This window comes from Mycobacterium sp. SM3041 (assembly GCF_039668335.1).
Classification (GTDB): Bacteria; Actinomycetota; Actinomycetes; order Mycobacteriales; family Mycobacteriaceae; genus Mycobacterium.
On record NZ_JAYXBQ010000054.1, the window covers coordinates 133,678 to 153,277 of the forward strand.

The window sequence follows — 19,600 nt, forward strand, 5'->3', positions numbered from 1 at the left end:
AATCGGAGTCATCATGACCTCCCCGGGGCAGCAATCGATCCAAACCCCGTTGGCGGGGCTCGTCCAACTCGCACTCACCGATCCTGGCCTGCAGGAACTGACGCGGCAGGCCGCTGAGGGTGTCGCCGAGCAGGCTCTGGTGGGCCCGGTCAGCGCGCGGCTCCCGGTCGCGGCCGCGCTGGCCGCCGCCGGTCCGGTGCTGGTCGTCACGGCCACCGGTCGCGAGGCCGACGACCTCACCGCCGAACTGCGGGCCGTCCACGGCGACGCCGTGGCGCTGTTCCCGTCGTGGGAGACGCTGCCGCACGAGCGGCTCTCGCCCGGCGTGGACACCGTGGGTGCCCGGCTGACGGTGCTGCGCCGGCTGGCGCGGCCCGACGACGCCCGCCTCGGCCCGCCGCTGCGCGTGGTGGTCACCACGGCCCGGTCGCTGTTGCAACCGCTGGCCGGCGGGGTCACCGACGCCGAGCCGGTGACGCTGACCATCGGCGGTGAAGCCGACTTCGACGACACCGTGGCGCGGCTGGTCGAGCTGGCCTACACGCGCGTCGACATGGTGGGCAAGCGCGGCGAATTCGCCGTCCGCGGCGGCATTCTCGACGTCTTCACGCCGACCGCCGAGCACCCGGTGCGCGTCGAGTTCTGGGGCGACGAGGTCACCGAGATGCGGATGTTCTCGGTGGCCGACCAGCGGTCCATCCCCGAGATCGCGGTCGACACGGTGATCGCGATGCCCTGCCGCGAACTGCTGCTGACCGCGGATGTCCGCGAACGCGCCGCCGAGATCGGGGCGGGCCTGCCCAGCAGCGACAACCAGGTCACCGGCAGCATCGCCGACATGATGGCCAAGCTCGCCGAGGGCATCCCGGTCGACGGCATGGAGGCACTGCTTCCGGTGCTGCGCCCGGGCGAACTGGCATTGCTCACCGACCGGCTGCCCGCCGGTGCGCCGCTGCTGATCTGCGACCCGGAGAAGGTGCGCACCCGCGCCGCCGATCTGATCAAGACGGGCCGCGAGTTCCTGGAGGCCTCGTGGTCGGTGGCCGCCGTGGGCGGCGACGCACCGATTGATGTTGAGCAGCTTGGTGGTTCGGGTTTCCGGGATTTCGTGGAGGTCCGGGAGGCCGCGGCCGCCGGTGGCCACCCGTGGTGGACGCTGAGCCAGCTGGCCAATGAGTCGGCCGCAGAGGTCGACATCCGGCCGGCGCCGTCGGCCCGCAGCCAGCAGAGCCTCGAGGAGATTTTCGCGATGCTCCGGGCGCACATCGCCACCGGCGGGCTCGCCGCGGTGGTGACTCCGGGCACCGGTACCGCGCACCGCGTGGTCGAGCAGCTCGGCGAATCCGACGTCGCCGGGGCGATGTTGGAGCCCGGCGAGGTGCCCAGGCCCGGTGTGGTCGGCGTGCTCAAGGGCCCGCTGCACGACGGTCTGGTGCTGCCCGGCGTCAACCTGGTGATCATCACCGAGACCGACCTGACGGGTAACCGCGCCGGGGTCACCGAGGGCAAAAGGCTTGCCGCCAAACGGCGTAACGTCGTCGACCCGCTGGCGTTGACGGCCGGCGACCTGGTGGTGCACGACCAGCACGGCATCGGCAAGTTCGTCGAGATGACCGAGCGGGTGGTCGGTGGCGCCCGGCGCGAATATCTGGTGCTCGAATACGCCTCCGCCAAACGTGGCGGTGGGTCCGACCGGCTGTACGTGCCGATGGATTCGCTGGACCAGCTGTCCCGCTATGTCGGCGGCACCGAGCCCACGCTGAGCCGGCTCGGCGGCAGCGACTGGACCAACACGAAGACCAAGGCGCGCAAGGCCGTTCGCGAGATCGCCGGCGAGCTGGTGTCGCTGTACGCCAAACGGCAGTCCGCGCCGGGGCATGCGTTCGCCCCCGATACCCCGTGGCAGGCCGAGATGGAGGACGCGTTCGGCTTCACCGAGACCATGGACCAGCTGACCGCCATCACCGAGGTCAAGGCCGACATGGAGAAGCCGGTCCCCATGGACCGCGTCATCTGTGGTGACGTCGGCTACGGCAAGACCGAGATCGCGGTCCGCGCGGCGTTCAAGGCCGTGCAGGACGGTAAGCAGGTCGCGGTGCTGGTGCCGACGACGCTGCTGGCCGACCAGCACCTGCAGACCTTCACCGCGCGCATGGCCGGGTTCCCGGTGACCGTCAAGGGTCTGTCCCGGTTCACCGATCCGGCCGAATCCCGTTTGGTGGTCGAGGGTTTGAAGGACGGCTCGGTCGACGTGGTGATCGGCACGCACCGGCTGCTGGCGACCGGCGTCACGTGGAAAGACCTCGGCCTGGTGATCGTCGACGAGGAGCAGCGGTTCGGCGTCGAGCACAAAGAGCACATCAAGTCGATGCGCACGCACGTCGACGTGCTGACCATGAGCGCCACCCCGATCCCGCGCACGTTGGAGATGAGCCTGGCGGGCATCCGGGAGATGTCGACGATCCTGACGCCGCCGGAGGAACGCTTCCCGGTGCTGACTTACGTTGGGCCGCACGACGACAAGCAGGTCGCCGCGGCGCTGCGGCGCGAACTGCTGCGCGACGGGCAGGCGTTCTACATCCACAACCGGGTGAAGTCGATCGACAACGCGGCCGCGCGGGTGCGGGCGATGGTGCCCGAGGCGCGGGTGGTCGTGGCGCACGGGCAGATGCCGGAGGAAATGCTGGAGAAGACCGTCGAGGGCTTCTGGAACCGCGAGTACGACATCCTGGTGTGCACCACGATTGTCGAGACGGGCCTTGACATTTCGAACGCCAACACGCTGATCGTGGAGCGCGCCGACACCTTCGGCCTGTCGCAGCTGCACCAGCTGCGGGGCCGCGTGGGCCGCAGCCGCGAACGCGGCTACGCGTACTTCCTGTATCCGCCCGAGGTTCCGCTCACCGAGACCGCGCACGACCGGCTGGCCACCATCGCGCAGAACAACGACCTCGGCGCCGGTATGGCCGTCGCGATGAAGGACCTCGAGATCCGCGGCGCCGGCAACGTGCTCGGTGTCGAGCAGTCCGGGCACGTCGCGGGCGTCGGCTTCGACCTGTACGTCCGGCTGGTCGGCGAGGCGGTCGAGGCCTACCGGGCCGCGGTGGACGGGAAAACCATTGCGGCCGTGGAGGAACCGAAGGAGGTGCGGGTCGACCTGCCGATCGACGCCCACCTGCCGCCCGACTACATCGGCAGCGACCGGCTGCGGCTCGAGGCCTACCGCCGGCTGGCCGCGGCGTCCGATCACGCGGCCGTGGCGGCTGTCGTCGAGGAGTTGGTGGACCGCTACGGACCGCTGCCCGAACCCGCGCAGCGCCTCGTCGCGGTGGCGCGCCTGCGGCTGCTGTGCCGCGAGTACGGCGTCACCGAGGTCACCGCGATCTCGGACTCGACGATCCGTCTGACGCCCCTGACGCTGATGGACTCGGGGCAGCTGCGGCTCAAGCGGATGTATCCCGGCGCGACGTACCGGGCCACCACGTCGACGGTCCAGATCCCCATTCCGCGGGCCGGTGCCGGGGTCGGTGCACCGCGCATCCGGGACCTGGAGCTGGCGCGCGCGGTGGCCGGATTGCTGCTGGTGCTCGACGGGAAAGCGGCGGGTGAAGTCGACATCACCGACCTGGGAGGTAACGCAGTGGGAGAGGCGGATCGCGCATGACTGTCGTCCTGGTCGATCCGCGCCGCCCCTCGCTGATGCCGATCGACGCGCTGGTCCTGCTCACCGGTGACGTGCAGTACACCGAGGAACTGCCCGTCAAGGTGCCGTGGTCGTTGCCGTCGGGCCGGCCGGCCTACGGCGACGCCGACACCCCAGCGCCGGTGCTGCTGTCCTCCGATCCGGAACATCCGCAGGTGCGGGCCCGGCTCGCGGCCGGCGAGAAGCTCATCGCGGCGGATGGCTCGCAACCGGGAGAGCGGCTCATCGACGCCGTCACGATGATGGACAAGCTGCGGACCAACGGCCCGTGGGAGAGCGAGCAGACACACGACTCGCTGCGCCGGTATCTGCTGGAGGAGACCTACGAGCTGTTCGACGCGGTCCGGGGCGGCAACGCCGACGACGTGCGTGAGGAACTCGGAGATGTGTTGCTGCAGGTGCTGTTTCACGCCCGCATCGCCGAAGACGCACCGCTGCACCCGTTCGGCATCGACGACGTCGCCGACACCCTGATTCGTAAGCTGGGCAACCGGGTCCCGGCAGTGCTTGCCGGACAAGAGATTTCGCTGGAAGACCAGATCGCCCAGTGGGAAGAGCGCAAGGCGCTGGAAAAGGCGGCGCGGACTTCGTGCATGGACGAGGTGCCGACGGCGCTGCCGGCATTGGCGTTGGCGCAGAAGCTGCTTGAACGGGCGAACGCAGCCGGGCTGCCCGCCGACCTGCTTCCGGCCGGGCTGACTGCGGTGACGGTGTCGGCCGACACCGACGCCGAAAGCGCTCTGCGCACAGTGGCTCTCGAGTTCATCGACACCGTCCGCGAGGCCGAGCGTCGCATCGTCGCCGCCCGCCGCGGCGACGAAGTGGCGGTGGAATTGGATGCGGCGCCGCTGGGTGCGGTGTCAGAGGACGAGTGGCGGGAGCACTGGCCTCAGGGGTGACTGAGTCGCGGCCTCGTCGATAAGGTCGGCTACCGCCACCGCCTGTGAAGCCAGCGACGCGTGGCTGGCGTCGAGTTCGATGATCTTGCGCGGGCTGATGCGCTCCGCCGAGGCCGGCTTCAGCCGGGCGTTCAGCCGGCGGTTCGGCGCCCCGCCGCTGCGCTGGCGAAACACCGTGGGCCGCGCCGGCTGAGACGGTGCGCTGCAGCGTCCGAACGCAACTGCACGGCGACTCTCGGGCTGGTTTTCCGCCACCCAGTTGCGTTCGAGCGACGGCGGATCCTGAGCGGGTTGTCGCACAGAGGGGGCGCATCGGTCCGTCTCCTGGCCGGCGACACAAGTGCCTGGTGTGGTGACAGTGACTGCAACAATGCGCCCGCCACCGCGAATGTGCAGCTAGAGCGCCCATTCGGCTGGATCTGCGATCTGTGCGCACGGTCGCGGCCCAACTACCGACACACCCGCAAGGCCCCAGAACTTGGGATCGGTAGCCGCCGGGCCCCGGTGTGATTGCTCCAACGACGCCGACCGACGAGCGTCGGAGAAACCTGAGGAAGGAATCACCATGAAGCTCCCCGCCGCCATCGAACAGCACGTCAACCGCTTCGACCGCCAGCAGAGCCTGATCATCGCGATCAGCACCGGCCTGTTGGCCTTCTGGTCGGGCTACCGCGTCGCCTGGTCGCTGTACCTGACCATGACCTACGACTTCCTGTTCGGTTCGCTGGTCTTCCAGATCGCACTGTGGGGTGTCATCGGTGCCGCCGCAGCGGTCGCGTCGCTCGCGTTCTACAACCGTTACCGCACCGCCGAGCAGCCCGAGTCTCAGCCGAGCAGCGTCGATCCCCAGTAGTCCGACGAACCATCACGCACACCCGGCGGGCAGGCAAAGATGCCGCTGCCGGTGTGCGTGATGTATTCGTTGAGGGCATCGTTGTCGGACAACGACTTCTGCATCGGGATGAACGATTCGGCCGGGTTGCGGACGAACGCGATGAAGAACAGGCCCGCGTCCAGGTGGCCGAAACCGTCTGAGCCGTCGGTGAAGTTGTACCCGCGGCGCAGGATCTTCGCGCCCTTGTTGGCCTCGGGTGAGGCCAACCGCACGTGCGAGTCGACGTCGATCAGCGGTGCGCCGTCGGCGCCCTTGCTCTCGAAGTCGAGCGGGGTGAACTCGTCGGTGTACCCGTTGGGTGCGCCGTTGCCCTTCTGCCGCCCGATAACCCGCTCCTGCTCCGCGAGCACCGTGCGGTCCCACGATTCGATGAGCATCCGGATGCGGCGGCTGATCAGATACGCGCCGCCGGTCATCCAGGCCGGTCCGTCGCCGGAGCCGACCCAGACGTGCTGGTCGATGGCGGAGGTGTCCTCGGCCTTCAGGTTGTTCGTTCCGTCCTTGAACCCGAACAGGTTTCGTGGCGTGGACTGCGTGACGGTGGTCGACGACGTGCGGCCGAACCCGAGTTGCGAGTACCGCACGGCGACGGTGCCGAACCCGACGCGGGCCAGGTTGCGGATGGCGTGCACCGCGACCTGTGGGTCGTTGGCGCAGGCCTGCACGACGATGTCACCGCCGCAGCGCTTGGGGTCGAGCGTCTCGTTGCGGAACTTGGGCAGGTCGACCAGGTGCGCGGGCCGCTGCCCATCGATGCCGAACCGGTCCTTGCCGTCCTTGCGGAAGAACGTCGGGCCGAAACCGATGGTCAGGGTCAGCGCGGAAGGCGAAAGCCCAAGGGCCTCACCGGTATCGGCCGGCGGGGCGTACGGGTTGAGCCCGACCGCCCCGTGCGCGACGGCCTCCTCGCCGAGCGTCATGCGCTCGGCCATCTCCGTCCACTTCTTCAGCATCGCCACGACGTCGGACTTCTTGTCCGTCGTGACGTCGAAGGTGGCGAAATGCATCCGGTCCTGCGCGGCGGTGACGATGCCCGCCTGGTGGGTGCCGCGGAACGGCACCGGGTTGCGCAGGCTGTTGTCGACGACGGCCGCGGAGGAGCGGCCGGCCAGCGCGCCGGTGGCGGCGGCGCCGACGACGGCGGCCGTCACCCCGGCCGCGCCGAAGAGCTTGCGCCGGCTGAGCCCACCGGACTCGGTCACGGTCGGCTCAGTGGTCGCCGGCTGGGGCTCACTGCTTGGCGACGACACCCTGCACCTCGCTGACCTCCTTGCTCAAGGCGTCGACGGCGCGCGAAAGTTCTTGCCGCTGCGGCTCGGTCACCTTGTCGTACGAGATGAAGCCGTCGCCCTCGCGGTACTTGTCGAGCAGCTTCTGGACATTCTCGAAGGCCGCGTCGACGTCCTTGCCCAACTGCGGGTTGCGCTCGTCGAGGATCGGGTCCACTGAGCCGACCGCGGTGCGCGAGCCCTCGATGTTGGCCTGGATGTCCCACAGGTCGGTGTGGCTGAAGATGTCTTCTTCGCCGGTGATCTTGGTCTTGGCGATCTCGTCCAGCAGTTCCTGCGCGCCACCGGCGATCTTGGTGGAGTCGATGGTCCACTTCGGATCCTTGACGCCGGCCTCGAGCTCCTTGACGTCGGCGACCAGCTGGTCGGCGAGGGCGCCCGCGTAAGGCTGCAGCCCGGTGACCCACAGCTGCTTCTCCAGGACATGGAAGCCGGTCCACTTGTCGCCCGGCTTGACGTCGGCTTCGCGCAGGTCGATCCGGGGGTCCAGATCGTCCGGGAACGACTCGGCGACGGGCTCGATGCGCTCGTAGAAGGTGCGCGCCTTCGGGTACTGCGCCTTGGCGCCGGCGACGTCACCCTTCTTCACGGCGGCGGCGAACGCCTCGGTGGCGGGCACCAGGGCGGTGGTCTGCTCGACGACGTACTTCTTGTAGAAGTCCGCGGCGTCCTTGAACTTGCCGGTGTCGTCGATCTTGACGGTGTCGCCGGTGACGGTGAAGTCGCCGCGGATGCCGTCGCCGACCATGCCGGGCTTGCACGCGGTCTTGTAGGTGCCGGCTTCGGGCAGCTGCACGATCAGCTTGCGCTGCAGGCCGGGGGAGACGTTCTCGATCTCACCCATGACCTTGTCGCCGGGGCCGTACACGTAGAACTCGGTGACCTTGGTGCCGTTGTTGGTGACGACGAAGGTGCTGGTGCCCGTCTTGGCGGACGTCGCCGACAGCTTGCAGGCGTCGTCGGAGGCGGTCACGGTGATCTCGCCGGAGGCGGACTTGTTCTCGTCCGACTTGGAGGTGCACGCGGAGACCGCGGTCAGGCCGGCGAGCAGGGCCGCCGAGGCGGCCACGCCGGTCTTGACGTTGAGGGCAGCGAGTTTCACTTAGCGGACCTTTCGAGGGAGGCAGCAGGGGCGGGTTTGGCTGCGACAGGTCGCAGGAACAGCGTCAGGACGACCAGAAGGTAGGCCAGCCAGCAGACGAACTGCAGGATCGAGGGGGCGGGGCTGATGTTGAAGACGCCCTGGATCACCTGGCCGTACCACGACGACCAGTTGAAGGCGCCCGTCATGTCGAAGGCCTTGGCGCCCAGGCCGGGCAGCCAGCCGACGGTCTGCAGCGCGTGGACGGCGTACGACAGGATGCCCGCGGCGACGACGACGAGGAACGCGCCGGTGTATTTGAAGAACTTGGCCAGGTTGATCCGTACCGCGCCGGCGTACATGCCGTACGCGACGACGACGGCGATCAGCAGGCCGATCACGAGTCCGATCAGCGGCCATGCGGTTGACGCGTTGGCGTAGCCGACCATGAACAGGGCCGTTTCGACGCCCTCGCGGCCGACGGCCAGGAACGCGAGCGTGGCAACGGCCATGCCGCCGGTCTCCAGGGCGCGCGCCATGTCGCTGCGCAGCTCGCCGGAGATGGTGGCGGCGGCTTTGCGCATCCACAGCACCATGGTCGTCACGATGATCACCGCTACCAGGGAGGCGACGCCGGCGATGGCCTCGGCCGCCAGGCCGGAGATGGTGTTCTCGCTGAGCTGGATGGAGAGGAACACGCCGATGGTCATCGCGATGGCGGCGGCGACGCCGAGCCAGACCCATTTGAGGGCGTCGCGGCGGTCGGACTTCACGAGGAAGGCGATCAGGATGGTGACGACGATCGCAGTTTCCAGGCCTTCGCGAAGCCCGATCAGCAAGCTGCCAAATAGCTGTGAGGAGACGCCGGGGCCGGCGGCGACCAGCGATGTCGAGACCGCGAAAGTGGTGGTCATCCGCAATCCTTAGATAGACTAAACGGCAACACAGGTTTGCCTTGCCAAAGGAAGGCAAGCCAACCTTATCAGCGGATGAGCGACCGTCGTACCTTCGTGCCGGAAAGCTTGCGCTTCGGGGCGCACTCAGCCCGGCATGCGACGATGACGGGACGACGAATCCGTCGAAATCTCTGGGTATAGGGGAGTACCGGTGTTGCGAGCGCGATGGCTGCGGGCGAGCGCTGTTGTCGCCGCGACGGCGCTCCTGATGGCCTCGAGCTGCTCATTTCAACCCGGCTACCTGCGCGGAGTACCGCCGCCGCCCGGGCCCGCCGTGCCCCCGATCAACACCCACGTGAAGGGGCGGGGCGCGGACCAGCTGCATGACTGGGCCGAGCATCTGGCCCCACCTCTCGGCATTCCGGTCATGGCCCTGGAGGCCTACGGGTACGCCGCGCGCGTGGCCGAGGTCGAGAACCCGAAGTGCCACATCGCGTGGACGACCCTGGCCGGCATCGGCATGGTCGAGAGTCACCACGGCACCTATCGTGGCGCGACCATCGCCCCGAACGGTGACGTCACGCCCCCGATTCGCGGTGTGCCACTCGACGGCACCATGAACAATCTGCGGATTCCGGACTCCGACTCGGGCAGCATGGACAGCGACGACGCCGTCGACCGCGCCATGGGGCCCATGCAGTTCATCCCGGACACCTGGCGGTTGTACGGCGTTGACGCCAACAACACCGGTTTCGCCAGCCCCGACAACATCGACGACGCCGCGCTGTCGGCGGCGGGTTACCTCTGCTACCGCGGCAAGGATCTGTCCAGTCCGCACGGCTGGATGGACGCGCTGCACGCCTACAACCTGTCCGACGACTACGCTCGCGCCGTGCGGGACTGGGCGACGGCGTACGCGAACGGGCACCAGAGATAGGTCTGCGAATAGCTACCGGTAGCTGACGCACTTCACACCCTGGCACCGTTTAGGCTGATGGGCGTTCGCACGAGTCCGTGACGCCAAAGGGAGACCCAAGTGCCAATCATCGAACAGGTCGGAGCCCGCGAGATTCTCGACTCTCGGGGAAATCCGACGGTCGAGGTCGAGGTCGCTCTGACCGATGGAACCTTCGCTCGCGCGGCGGTGCCGTCGGGTGCGTCGACCGGTGAGCACGAGGCTGTCGAGCTGCGCGACGGCGGCGCCCGTTACCTCGGCAAGGGTGTCGAGAAGGCTGTCGAGGCCGTGCTCGACGAGATCGCGCCCGCGGTCATCGGCCAGGCGGCCGACGACCAGCGCATCATCGACCAGGCGTTGCTGGACCTGGACGGCACCCCGGACAAGTCGCGCCTGGGCGCCAACGCCATCCTCGGCATCTCGCTGGCCGTGGCCAAGGCCGCTGCCGACTCCGCCGGCCTGCCGCTGTTCCGCTACATCGGTGGCCCGAACGCCCACATCCTGCCGGTGCCGATGATGAACATCCTCAACGGTGGCGCGCACGCCGACACCGGCGTCGACGTCCAGGAGTTCATGGTCGCCCCCATCGGTGCGCCGACCTTCAAGGAGTCGCTGCGCTGGGGCGCCGAGGTCTACCACTCGCTCAAGTCGGTGCTCAAGAAGCAGGGGCTGTCGACGGGTCTGGGTGACGAGGGCGGTTTCGCTCCCGACGTCGCCGGCACGCACGCCGCGCTCGAACTGATCAGCACCGCCATCGACGCCACCGGCCTCAAGCTGGGCAGTGACGTGGCGCTGGCCCTGGACGTCGCGGCCACCGAGTTCTACACGGACGGAACGGGTTACGCCTTCGAGAAGCAGACCCGCACCGCCGAGCAGATGGCCGAGTTCTACGCCTCACTGCTCGATGCGTTCCCGCTGGTGTCCATCGAAGACCCGCTGTCCGAGGACGACTGGGACGGCTGGGTCGCGCTGACCACCGCCATCGGTGACCGCGTGCAGCTCGTCGGCGACGACCTGTTCGTCACCAACCCGGAGCGTCTGGAAGAGGGCATCGAGAAGGGCGCCGCCAACGCGCTGCTGGTGAAGGTCAACCAGATCGGCACGCTCACCGAGACCTTGGACGCCGTCGCCCTGGCGCACGCCGCCGGCTACAAGTCGATGATGAGCCACCGCAGTGGCGAGACCGAGGACACCACCATCGCCGACCTGGCCGTGGCGTGCAGCTGTGGCCAGATCAAGACCGGTGCCCCGGCCCGCAGCGAGCGCGTCGCCAAGTACAACCAGCTGCTCCGCATCGAGGAGACCCTGGGCGACGCCGCGCGTTACGCCGGCGACCTGGCGTTCCCGCGTTTCGCGGTGGAAGCCAAGTAGTTTCGCGGGTCTGACCTACCGACATGGCCGATCCCAAACGGCGTACCCCCGCCTCTCGCCCCGCCAAACCCGGCGAGGCGAAGCGGGGGCGTGCCGGGGCCGGCACGTCGGCGGCCAAGGCGGGTAACCGGCCCAAGGCCGAGCCACGGCGCGTCCCGGACAACCTGCCGGTTCCGGTCACCGAGCCCATCCGGCAGGCCTATGCGGAGTCGGTCGAGCACCATGCCGAGCAGCGGCTGGGGTCGGCGGCGCGGCGCGCGGCGATCCTCGCCGTCGTGGTGTGCGTGCTGACCCTGACCATCGCCGGGCCGGTCCGCACCTTCTTCGCGCAGCGCACGGAGATGCAGCAGCTGGCCACCGCCGAGTCCCAATTACGTTCGCAGATAGCCAATTTGGAGCAACAGAAGGTGAAGCTGGCCGACCCGGTGTACATCGCCGCGCAGGCCCGTGAGCGGTTGGGCTTCGTGATGCCAGGCGATATCCCGTATCAGGTGCAACTGCCTCCCGGCGCCGTCACGACACCGGTCGCACCCGCGCCGTCGCCCACCGCGAAGAGCAACCAGCCCTGGTACACCGCGCTGTGGCACACCATCGCCGATCAGCCGCACGGGCTGACGCCGGCTCCGGCCGTCGTCCCGCCCGGCCCGGACGGCGTCACCCCGGACCCTGACGTGCCCCCGACCGATCTGCCCGCACCCCAGGCGCCGCCCGGTGGTTGACGCTGCTGATCTCGAAGCCGTTGCGGCCCAATTGGGGCGGGAACCGCGTGGCGTCCTGGAGATCGCCTACCGCTGCCCCAACGGCGAGCCCGGCGTGGTCAAGACCGCGCCGCGACTGCCCGACGGAACCCCTTTTCCCACTTTGTATTACCTGACGCACCCGGCGCTGACCGCGGCCGCCAGCCGACTGGAGTCGTCGGGCCTGATGCGGGACATGACCGAACGCCTGCAGGCTTCCGAAGAGCTGGCGGCGGCGTATCGGCGCGCGCACGAGTCGTTCCTGGCCGAGCGGGACGCCATCGAGTCGCTGGGCACGACCTTCTCCGGCGGCGGCATGCCCGACCGGGTCAAGTGCCTGCACGTGGTGATGGCACATTCGCTCGCAAAAGGACCGGGTCTCAACCCCTTTGGCGATGAGGCGTTGGCGTTGTTGGCGGTCGAACCGGCGATGGCCGGGATTCTGGATCCGAAGGTGTGGGTGTGAGTTCGCGGGTTGCGGCGGTCGACTGCGGTACGAACTCGATCCGGCTGCTCATCGCGGACGTGGCCGACGGCCGGTTGCGGGACGTCCACCGCGAGATGCGGATCGTCACCCTCGGTGAAGGTGTCGACGCCACAGGCGAATTCGCGCCTGCCGCGCTGGCCCGGACCGAAGCGGCGCTGACCGACTATGTCGAGACGATGCTGGCGCACGACGTGACCAAGGTGCGGATGGTCGCCACCTCCGCGGCTCGCGACGCCGGGAACCGCGACGAGTTCTTCGCCATGACCGCGCGCCAGCTGGGTCGGGTGATGCCGGGGGCCGTGGCCGAGGTGATCACCGGGACCGAGGAAGCGGCGCTGTCGTTCCGCGGCGCCGTCGGCGAATTGGACCCGGCCACAGGGCCTTTCGTGGTCGTCGACCTGGGTGGCGGCTCGACCGAAGTGGTGCTCGGCGGGACCGGTGCCGCGGTTGCGGATGTGGTCGCGAGCTTCTCGGCCAACATCGGCTGCGTCCGGCTCACCGAGCGCTGCCTGCAGACCGACCCGCCCACCGCCGACGAGGTCGCGGCCGCACGTGCCGTGGTGCGGGAGAAGCTGGACGAGGCTCTGGGCGTCGTGCCCATCGAAGGTGCCCGGACGTGGGTCGGTGTGGCCGGCACGTTCACCACGGTTGCCGCGCTGGCCCTGGGGCTACCGGAGTACGACTCCGAGGTGATTCACCTGTCCCGCATCGGAATTCCGGATGTCGTCAAGGTGTGCGATGAACTGATCGCGATGCCGCGGGCGCAACGCGCCGAACTCGGCCCCATGCACCCGGGCCGCGTGCCGGTGATCGGCGGCGGCTCCGTCGTCGTCGAGGAATTGGCCCGCGAATTCGGTCAGCGGGCGGGGATCACGGAATTGGTGGTCAGCGAGCACGACATCCTGGACGGCATCGCGCTGTCGGTCTGACGCCGAGCGTGGGGGCCTACGCGGAAAACCGAAGCGAATCCCTCGTCAACCCCCACGGTCGACGGTCGAGAATCCTGACTAGACCTTGCAGTTCGGGCGGTTGTGGCAGTGGTGTCCGTCGCGGCAGGCGTTGCACTGACAGCCACAGGTCGACACGTTCTTGGTGGAAACCTTCATTACTGATCACCCCTGTTTGTCTCGGCTTATCGAGATATGACTACCTCACCATAGTTCGATCGCGGGATGGAGTGAAGGTCACGGGAGAGACCGGCGCTACGGCGAATGTGACGGCCGGCGCGGTGACGCGCGGGAGAATTCAACGGCAAGCGTCGCGTTCGGCGTAGCAGCCGGGACCGCGTCAGGACAGACCGACGGCCGGAGTCAGTCCTTGTGAGACTAGCGTCCGGCCGTCGGCTGGGGGTGATTCAGTTGGCTGTGTCGTCCGACGTCTGGATCATCGGGGCAACCGGAGCGGCAGGTGCACCCAGCTGACGGGCGACGAAGTCCGCGGCCTGGTTGGCCATGCCGTTGAACTTGTAGGCGCTGTGCGCGGAGCGGTCCATGCCGCCACCGCAGATCGGGTCGCCGGGGGCGCACAGCTGGATGGTCTTGCCGGCGTAGGCGCCACCGATGTTGATGGCGGGCGCGCTGCGGTCGGCGACGCTCAGCACGAACGGGCTCGGGGTGCCGAACAGGACGACGGCGGCGACGTGTGAGGCGACCGACGCGGGCATCGGGCCGCTGATGCCGGCGGGCAGAACGAACCCGGCGGGCACACTGCTCATGGTGCTGTAGCCGGCGACGGCCGCGCCCTGCGAGTAGCCGCCGATGACGATCTTGGTGGCGGGGCACGAGGCGGCGATGGACTCGATGCGGTTGGTGGCGTCGGCGACGCCGTCGGCGGCGGCACCGAAGTCCAGGGAGGCGGGGTAGTTCACGCCGTAGGCGTCGATGTTGCGGCCGGGCATCCGGGCGTTCAGCGCGTCGACGAAGGCTTGGCCGGTGGCTCCGACGCCGGGGGCTTCGAAGGTGCCGCGGGCGAAGACGACCTCGACGTTCGCACAGGAGTCGTCGGCGGCGTTGGCGGTCGCGACCGGGCCGGCGATGGCGCCGGTGATGATCGTGAAGGCGGCCACGGCGGTCAATGCCACCTTGCCGGCCGCGTTACGAATGGCGCTCATGTTGTTTTCCCCGTCCTTGAAGTTCCAGTTGCCTGGTATAAGCCGAACGGGGGAGCTGCGATTCCACGCGATCGTGTGACGTACCGCATACGTAGCGTAACTAAGCATGAGGGATGAACTGCGGGCTCCGATGCGTTGGCATCGGGTCGCGCAAATCAGGGCGTCGCGTGTGCGTCACAGGGAGCGTGTCTGGTCGGTCTGGGACGGAAAAAAATCAGTCGAACTGTGTGCGCCGAATTGTGAGGATGAGGCCGTGATCGACGACTGGCGCAGCATGAACCTGGCGAACTGGGAGGCGCGGGTACCGCTGCACACGGCCCCCGATGGCTACGATCTGGCGGCTTTCGACGACCCTGAATATCTTTCGGCCGTGGTCCGTTATGACCTGCCGCGGCTCGGACGGCTGGACGGTCGCGACGTGGTGCACCTGCAATGCCATATCGGTACCGACACGGTATCGCTGGACAGGCTCGGCGCCCGGTCGGTAACCGGCCTGGACTTCTCGCCGGCCGCACTCGACGCCGGCCGCGCCTTGAGTCGTCGGGCCAACACGGACGTGCGCTTCGTCGAGTCCGACGTCGATGGTGCCGTTGCGGCTCTGGGCGCGGCATGCTGCGACGTCGTCTATACCGGCATCGGTGCCCTGTGCTGGTTGCCCGACATTCGGCAGTGGGCGGCCGTCGTCGCCGAGCTACTGAGGCCGGGAGGCCGGCTCTTCATGCGTGAAGGCCACCCGGTGCTCTGGGCCATGTGTGACCCCAGGCCTGACGGCCTGCTGGTTCTGGAGTACCCCTATTTCGAAACGGCCGGAACGGTTTTCACCGACCACGAGAGCTACGCGGGCTCGGGTGTCATCACCGCGCCGGAGTCGGTCAACTTCAACCACGGCCTCGGCGAGATCTTCACCGCCCTCACCGAGGCCGGACTCACGGTCACCGCGTTGGAAGAACATCGCGAGGTGCCGTGGAATCCGTTGGGCGAAGCGATGATTCCCAGCCCCGATTTCGCGGAGGAGTACGTCCTCGCCAGCGGGCGTGACCGGGTGCCGATGACCTATACGCTGCAAGCGGTGAAGCGCTGACCCTACTCCTGGAAGCGGTAGCCCATGCCGGCCTCGGTCAGCAGGTGCTTGGGGTGTGACGGGTCGACCTCGAGCTTGCGGCGCAGCTGTGCCAGGTACACCCGCAGATAGTGGGTCTCCTTGGCGTAGGCCGGGCCCCACACTTCCTTGAGCAACTCCTCGCGGCCGACCAGCTTGCCGCGGTTGCGCACCAGCATCTCCAACATCCCCCACTCGGTGGGCGTCAGATGCACCTCGACTCCGCTGCGCGTCACGCGTTTGGCCGCCAGATCGACGGTGAACGACGATGTCTCGACGACGGGCTCGTCGGTCTCGGACGCGGCCGCACCCCGTCGCACCGCGGCGCGGAGCCGGGCCAGGAACTCGTCCATGCCGAATGGCTTGGTGACGTAGTCGTCGGCGCCGGCGTCGAGGGCCTCGACCTTGTCCATGGAGTCGGTGCGCGCCGACAGCACGATGACGGGCGCGGTGAGCCAGCCGCGCAGCCCGGCCAGCACGTCGATGCCGGACATGTCGGGCAGGCCGAGGTCCAGGATCACGACGTCGGGCTTGTGTTCGGCGGCCGACTTCAGGGCCTCGGCGCCGGTGGCGGCGACCGAGACGTCGTAGCCGCGCACCGACAGGTTGATGCGCAGCGCACGCAGAATCTGTGGTTCGTCGTCGATGACCAGAACCCGTGTCACACCCGATCCTTTCCCGCGGCTGCCAGGTCCACCACGACCGTCAGCCCGCCACCGGGAGTGTCGGTGGCAGAGATGGTGCCGCCCATTGCTTCGACAAAACCGCGCGCCACCGAAAGGCCAAGTCCCACACCGGTGCTGTTGTCGTGGTCGCCGAGGCGCTGGAACGGCGCGAACAGTTGTTCCTCGGCGCCGCGGGGGATGCCCGGCCCCTCGTCGACGATGGTGACCAGCACCCGCTCGCCGACCTGTCCGGCGTTCACCCGCACCACGCTGCCCGCGGAGTAGCGCAGCGCGTTGTCGATGAGGTTGACCAGCACCCGCTCCAGCAGTCCCGCATCGGCCAGCGCGACGGCGTCGCCCACTTCGACCTTGACCCGGTCGAGGCCGCGGTTCGCGTAACCGGTTGCTCCGCGGCTGATTCCGAGCAGCGCCCGCTGCACGACCTCTTCCATGTACACGCGGCGCAGCTCGGGCTTCACGACGCCGGCCGCCAGTCGCGACGAGTCGAGGAGGTTGCCCACCAGCGCGGTCAGCTGATCCACCGATTCCTCGATGGTGGCCAGCAGTTCGGCGGTGTCCTCGGGCGAGAATCCGACGTCCTCGCTGCGCAGGCTCGATACCGCGGCCTTGGCCGCGGCCAGCGGGGTGCGCAGGTCGTGGCTGACGGCGCTGAGCAGGGAGCGGCGCAGTTCGTCGGCCTTGGCGAGCGCCTCGGCGCGGCCGGCTTCCTCGGCCAGGGCGCGCTGGCGCACCAGCCCGGCCGCCTGCCGTGCGACGGCGCCGAGCACCCGGCGATCGCGCGCCTCGGTCTTGCGGCCCGCCATCAGCAGCCAGTATTCGTCGTCGCTGACCTCGATGGCGGTGTCGGCGGAATCGACTGTCACACAGGGGTCTTTGCCGACACAGGCGACGATGCCGTCCTCCTCGTGCAGCAGGCTGACGGCCCGTTGCGCGTACGTCTCGCGGACACGTTCAAGCAGCGTGGTGAGGTCGGCACCGCGCAGCACGCTGCCGGCGAACAGAGCCAGCAGCTCGGCTTCCTGCGAGGCGTGCCGGGCTTCCCTGGACCGTTTGGCGGCGCCGTCGACCAGTGCGGCGACGGCGACCGCGACGGCCAGCAGCACGACGATGGTCAGGGCGCTGTCGGGGTCGGCGATGGTGAAGCTGTAGCGCGGCGCGACGAAGAAGTAGTTGAGCAGCAGACCGGACAGCACCGCCGACAACGCGGCCGGGGCGACACCACCGAGCAGCGCGACGACCAGCACGCCGATGAAGAACACCGCGCTCTCGCCGCCGACGTGAAGGAACGGGTCCAGCAGGGAGGCGATGGCGGTGATGATCACGGGCACGACGATGGCGGCCAGCCACGACGTCAGGTGACGCTGCCCGCGGGTTGCCGTCGACCACGACCAGCCCGGCTGGGACTGCTCATGGGTGACCATGTGCACGTCGATCTTGCCGGAGTTCTGGACGGTCTTGGCGCCGATGCCCTCATCGAAGAGCCGGGCCCAGCGCGAGCGTCGCGACGTGCCCAGCACCAGCTGGGTGGCGTTCATCTCGCGCGCGAAATCCAATAGGGCACTGGGAACGTCACCGTCGCTGCCGCCGACGACGGTGTGCAGCGTGGCACCGAGGCTTGCGGTCAGCTCGCGCACCTTGCCCATCTGCGGGGCGGAGACACCCGTCAGGCCGTCGCCGCGGACGACGTGCACCACCATCAGTTCGGCGCTGGATTTGGAGGCGATGCGCGACGCGCGCCGTACCAGGGTCTCCGATTCGGGGCCGCCGGTGACCGCTACGACGACGCGTTCGCGCGCCTCCCAGGTGTCCGAAATATTGTGCTCGGCACGGTATTTCGCGAGCGCCGCGTCAACCTGGTCGGCCAGCCACAGCAGCGCCAGTTCACGCAGGGCGGTCAGGTTGCCCTGCCGGAAGTAGTTGGACAGCGCCGCGTCGACGCGTTCCGGTGCGTACACGTTGCCGTGGGAAAGTCTGCGGCGCAACGCTTCCGGGGTGATGTCGACCAGCTCGATCTGGGCGGCACTGCGCACCACGGAGTCCGGCACCGTCTCCTGCTGTTCGATGCCGGTGATCTGGGCGACGACGTCGTTGAGGCTCTCCAGGTGCTGGACGTTGACGGTGGAGATGACGGTGATGCCGGCGTCGAGCAGTTCTTCGACGTCCTGCCAGCGTTTGGCGTTCTTGCTGCCGGGGGTATTGCTGTGCGCCAGTTCGTCGACCAGCACCACCTCGGGGTGGCGGGCCAGCACCGCGGGGACATCCAGTTCGGCGAACGTCCCGCCGCGGTAGTCGATGAACCGCGGCGGGATCCGTTCGATGCCTTCCAACGCCTGGGCCGTCTTCTTGCGCCCGTGCGTCTCGACCACGGCCGCGACGACGTCGGTGCCGCGCTCGAGGCGGCGGTGCGCCTCGCCGAGCATCGAGAAGGTCTTGCCCACTCCGGGGGCCGCACCCAGGTAGATGCGTAGCTCGCCCCGCTTGTCCGGCGTTCCCATGTCTCCCATCATCCAATACGGGCTGGGTGCTTCTGGTCCAACGCGAGATTCAGCTGCAGGACGTTGACCCGCGGCTCACCCATGAAGCCCAGCGCGCGGCCGGTGGTGTTGTCGCGCACCAGCGCCCGGACCTCGTCGACGGAAAGGAGCCGCGCCTTCGCGACCCGGTCCACCTGCAGGTCGGCATAGTCGGCCGAGATGTCGGGATCCAGGCCGCTGCCGCTGGCGGTGACGGCGTCGGCCGGCACCCGCGAGTCGGCGGCCGCCGCGCCGCGGATCGCGACGATCTGTCCGGCGGTGTAATCCGCGCCGTCCGTGGCGCATTCGACCCGCACGCCCTCGTACGTCGCCAGGAACGGCGCCTTGGTGGTGGCGCACGGCTGGTTGACGCTGACCACCTTGGTGGGGTGGGCGACGTTGCCGGTGGCGTCCCGGGGGCCGATCACCGACAGCACCGCGCCCACGCCGTCGGCAGTGCAGAACGGACGGGCGCCGGCGGCGCGGCCCAGCCCTTCGGTCTCGGCGACGGCGTAGCTGCGGGTGCACACCTGGGTCAGCAGGCTCGGCTTGCCGGCGGCGTCGACGACGTTCTCCGGGCCGAGATTGCCCGCACCGCTGGCCATCGGGTCGTACCCGGTGCCGGCATTGGACGGCCGGCTCTGGAAATACTGCGGCAGCGCATTGCCTTTGGCATCGGTGAACAGCTGGCCGATCAGGGAGCTGCCGACCACCTTGCCACCCGCCGTGACGAGCGAGCCGTCGGCCTTGTCCTTGAGCCCGGGCAGCTGGGCGACGGCCCAGACAAGCACCGGGTAGGCCAGGCCGGTGATGACGGTCAGGACCAGCAGTGCGCGCAGGGCGGCACTGTGCACGCGAATCAGGTTGCCAATGTTCATG

The 19,600-nt window shown here is 68.7% G+C and carries 16 protein-coding genes; 9 read left to right on the forward strand and 7 right to left on the reverse strand.

Annotation, left to right across the window (positions count from 1 at the left end; translation table 11 throughout):
• The first annotated feature begins 13 nt into the window (after positions 1-13).
• The 3 genes from mfd to VXD91_RS19640 all read left to right on the forward strand — a co-directional run bounded on the left by mfd (position 14) and on the right by VXD91_RS19640 (position 5,455).
• Positions 14-3,664 carry a transcription-repair coupling factor gene (mfd, locus tag VXD91_RS19630; protein WP_346416166.1) on the forward strand — a complete coding sequence of 1,217 codons (3,651 nt, stop codon included), beginning with the start codon at positions 14-16 and terminating at the stop codon, positions 3,662-3,664.
• Entirely contained in the window at positions 3,661-4,602 is a 942-nt protein-coding gene (locus VXD91_RS19635) for a nucleoside triphosphate pyrophosphohydrolase (RefSeq protein WP_346416167.1), read from the forward strand. Before mfd ends, VXD91_RS19635 begins: the two co-directional genes overlap by 4 nt.
• Positions 4,603-5,167: 565 nt before the next feature.
• Entirely contained in the window at positions 5,168-5,455 is a 288-nt protein-coding gene (locus tag VXD91_RS19640) for a hypothetical protein (RefSeq protein ID WP_133427954.1), read from the forward strand.
• Here VXD91_RS19640 and efeB read toward each other — a convergent pair.
• Genes efeB through efeU form a run of 3 tightly spaced genes read right to left on the reverse strand, consistent with a single transcriptional unit; the run spans position 5,428 to position 8,781 of the window.
• On the reverse strand, positions 5,428-6,699 hold the full coding sequence (gene efeB, locus VXD91_RS19645) for an iron uptake transporter deferrochelatase/peroxidase subunit (RefSeq protein WP_346416168.1): 1,272 nt from the start codon (positions 6,697-6,699) through the stop codon (positions 5,428-5,430). The genes VXD91_RS19640 and efeB overlap by 28 nt on opposite strands.
• A 28-nt stretch (positions 6,700-6,727) precedes the next feature.
• Positions 6,728-7,888, reverse strand: a complete 1,161-nt coding sequence (efeO, locus tag VXD91_RS19650; RefSeq protein WP_346416169.1) for an iron uptake system protein EfeO — start codon at positions 7,886-7,888, stop codon at positions 6,728-6,730.
• On the reverse strand, positions 7,885-8,781 hold the full coding sequence (gene efeU, locus VXD91_RS19655) for an iron uptake transporter permease EfeU (RefSeq protein WP_346416170.1): 897 nt from the start codon (positions 8,779-8,781) through the stop codon (positions 7,885-7,887). Before efeU ends, efeO begins: the two co-directional genes overlap by 4 nt.
• A gap of 193 nt (positions 8,782-8,974) precedes the next feature.
• Between efeU and VXD91_RS19660 the strand changes: the two genes are divergently transcribed.
• The 5 genes from VXD91_RS19660 to VXD91_RS19680 all read left to right on the forward strand — a co-directional run bounded on the left by VXD91_RS19660 (position 8,975) and on the right by VXD91_RS19680 (position 13,242).
• Positions 8,975-9,700 carry a lytic murein transglycosylase gene (locus VXD91_RS19660; RefSeq protein ID WP_226520764.1) on the forward strand — a complete coding sequence of 242 codons (726 nt, stop codon included), beginning with the start codon at positions 8,975-8,977 and terminating at the stop codon, positions 9,698-9,700.
• Positions 9,701-9,799: 99 nt separating this feature from the next.
• A complete protein-coding gene (eno, locus tag VXD91_RS19665) occupies positions 9,800-11,089 on the forward strand; it encodes a phosphopyruvate hydratase (protein ID WP_133427957.1) in 1,290 nt (429 codons plus the stop codon).
• A 23-nt stretch (positions 11,090-11,112) separates the two neighbouring features.
• Positions 11,113-11,808, forward strand: coding sequence for a septum formation initiator family protein (locus VXD91_RS19670; protein WP_061006152.1), 696 nt, complete (start codon positions 11,113-11,115; stop codon positions 11,806-11,808).
• A complete protein-coding gene (locus VXD91_RS19675) occupies positions 11,801-12,292 on the forward strand; it encodes a DUF501 domain-containing protein (RefSeq protein WP_133427959.1) in 492 nt (163 codons plus the stop codon). Before VXD91_RS19670 ends, VXD91_RS19675 begins: the two co-directional genes overlap by 8 nt.
• Complete coding sequence (locus tag VXD91_RS19680; protein WP_346416171.1) at positions 12,283-13,242, forward strand: Ppx/GppA phosphatase family protein; 960 nt, start codon at positions 12,283-12,285, stop codon at positions 13,240-13,242. The genes VXD91_RS19675 and VXD91_RS19680 overlap by 10 nt, the downstream gene beginning before the upstream one ends.
• A 425-nt stretch (positions 13,243-13,667) precedes the next feature.
• On the opposite strand, the gene VXD91_RS19685 is transcribed toward VXD91_RS19680, so the two are convergent.
• Positions 13,668-14,423 (reverse strand): cutinase family protein, encoded by a 756-nt coding sequence (locus tag VXD91_RS19685; protein WP_138248095.1) that lies wholly within the window; start codon positions 14,421-14,423, stop codon positions 13,668-13,670.
• Positions 14,424-14,676: 253 nt separating this feature from the next.
• Between VXD91_RS19685 and VXD91_RS19690 the strand changes: the two genes are divergently transcribed.
• Positions 14,677-15,504 carry a class I SAM-dependent methyltransferase gene (locus VXD91_RS19690; protein ID WP_346416172.1) on the forward strand — a complete coding sequence of 276 codons (828 nt, stop codon included), beginning with the start codon at positions 14,677-14,679 and terminating at the stop codon, positions 15,502-15,504.
• 2 nt (positions 15,505-15,506) lie between these two features.
• Here the strand turns inward: VXD91_RS19690 and VXD91_RS19695 are convergent, their stop codons facing one another.
• Genes VXD91_RS19695 through VXD91_RS19705 form a run of 3 tightly spaced genes read right to left on the reverse strand, consistent with a single transcriptional unit; the run spans position 15,507 to position 19,599 of the window.
• A complete protein-coding gene (locus tag VXD91_RS19695; RefSeq protein ID WP_061006148.1) occupies positions 15,507-16,187 on the reverse strand; it encodes a response regulator in 681 nt (226 codons plus the stop codon).
• Positions 16,184-18,712 carry a sensor histidine kinase KdpD gene (locus VXD91_RS19700; RefSeq protein WP_346416173.1) on the reverse strand — a complete coding sequence of 843 codons (2,529 nt, stop codon included), beginning with the start codon at positions 18,710-18,712 and terminating at the stop codon, positions 16,184-16,186. The genes VXD91_RS19695 and VXD91_RS19700 overlap by 4 nt, the downstream gene beginning before the upstream one ends.
• Positions 18,712-19,599: a potassium-transporting ATPase subunit C gene (locus VXD91_RS19705; RefSeq protein ID WP_346416174.1), complete on the reverse strand. Its 888-nt coding sequence runs from the start codon at positions 19,597-19,599 to the stop codon at positions 18,712-18,714. The genes VXD91_RS19700 and VXD91_RS19705 overlap by 1 nt, the downstream gene beginning before the upstream one ends.
• Between the last annotated feature and the right edge of the window lies 1 nt (position 19,600).

Excerpts from the sequence above, each read along its gene's own strand:
- VXD91_RS19640 (WP_133427954.1), top strand. The coding sequence starts at position 5,168 with ATGAAGCTCCCCGCCGCCATCGAACAGCACGTCAACCGCTTCGACCGC.
- VXD91_RS19705 (WP_346416174.1), bottom strand. The coding sequence starts at position 19,599 with ATGAACATTGGCAACCTGATTCGCGTGCACAGTGCCGCCCTGCGCGCA.
- VXD91_RS19635 (WP_346416167.1), top strand. The coding sequence starts at position 3,661 with ATGACTGTCGTCCTGGTCGATCCGCGCCGCCCCTCGCTGATGCCGATC.
- efeU (WP_346416170.1), bottom strand. The coding sequence starts at position 8,781 with ATGACCACCACTTTCGCGGTCTCGACATCGCTGGTCGCCGCCGGCCCC.
- VXD91_RS19700 (WP_346416173.1), bottom strand. The coding sequence starts at position 18,712 with ATGGGAGACATGGGAACGCCGGACAAGCGGGGCGAGCTACGCATCTAC.
- VXD91_RS19685 (WP_138248095.1), bottom strand. The coding sequence starts at position 14,423 with ATGAGCGCCATTCGTAACGCGGCCGGCAAGGTGGCATTGACCGCCGTG.
- mfd (WP_346416166.1), top strand. The coding sequence starts at position 14 with ATGACCTCCCCGGGGCAGCAATCGATCCAAACCCCGTTGGCGGGGCTC.
- VXD91_RS19670 (WP_061006152.1), top strand. The coding sequence starts at position 11,113 with ATGGCCGATCCCAAACGGCGTACCCCCGCCTCTCGCCCCGCCAAACCC.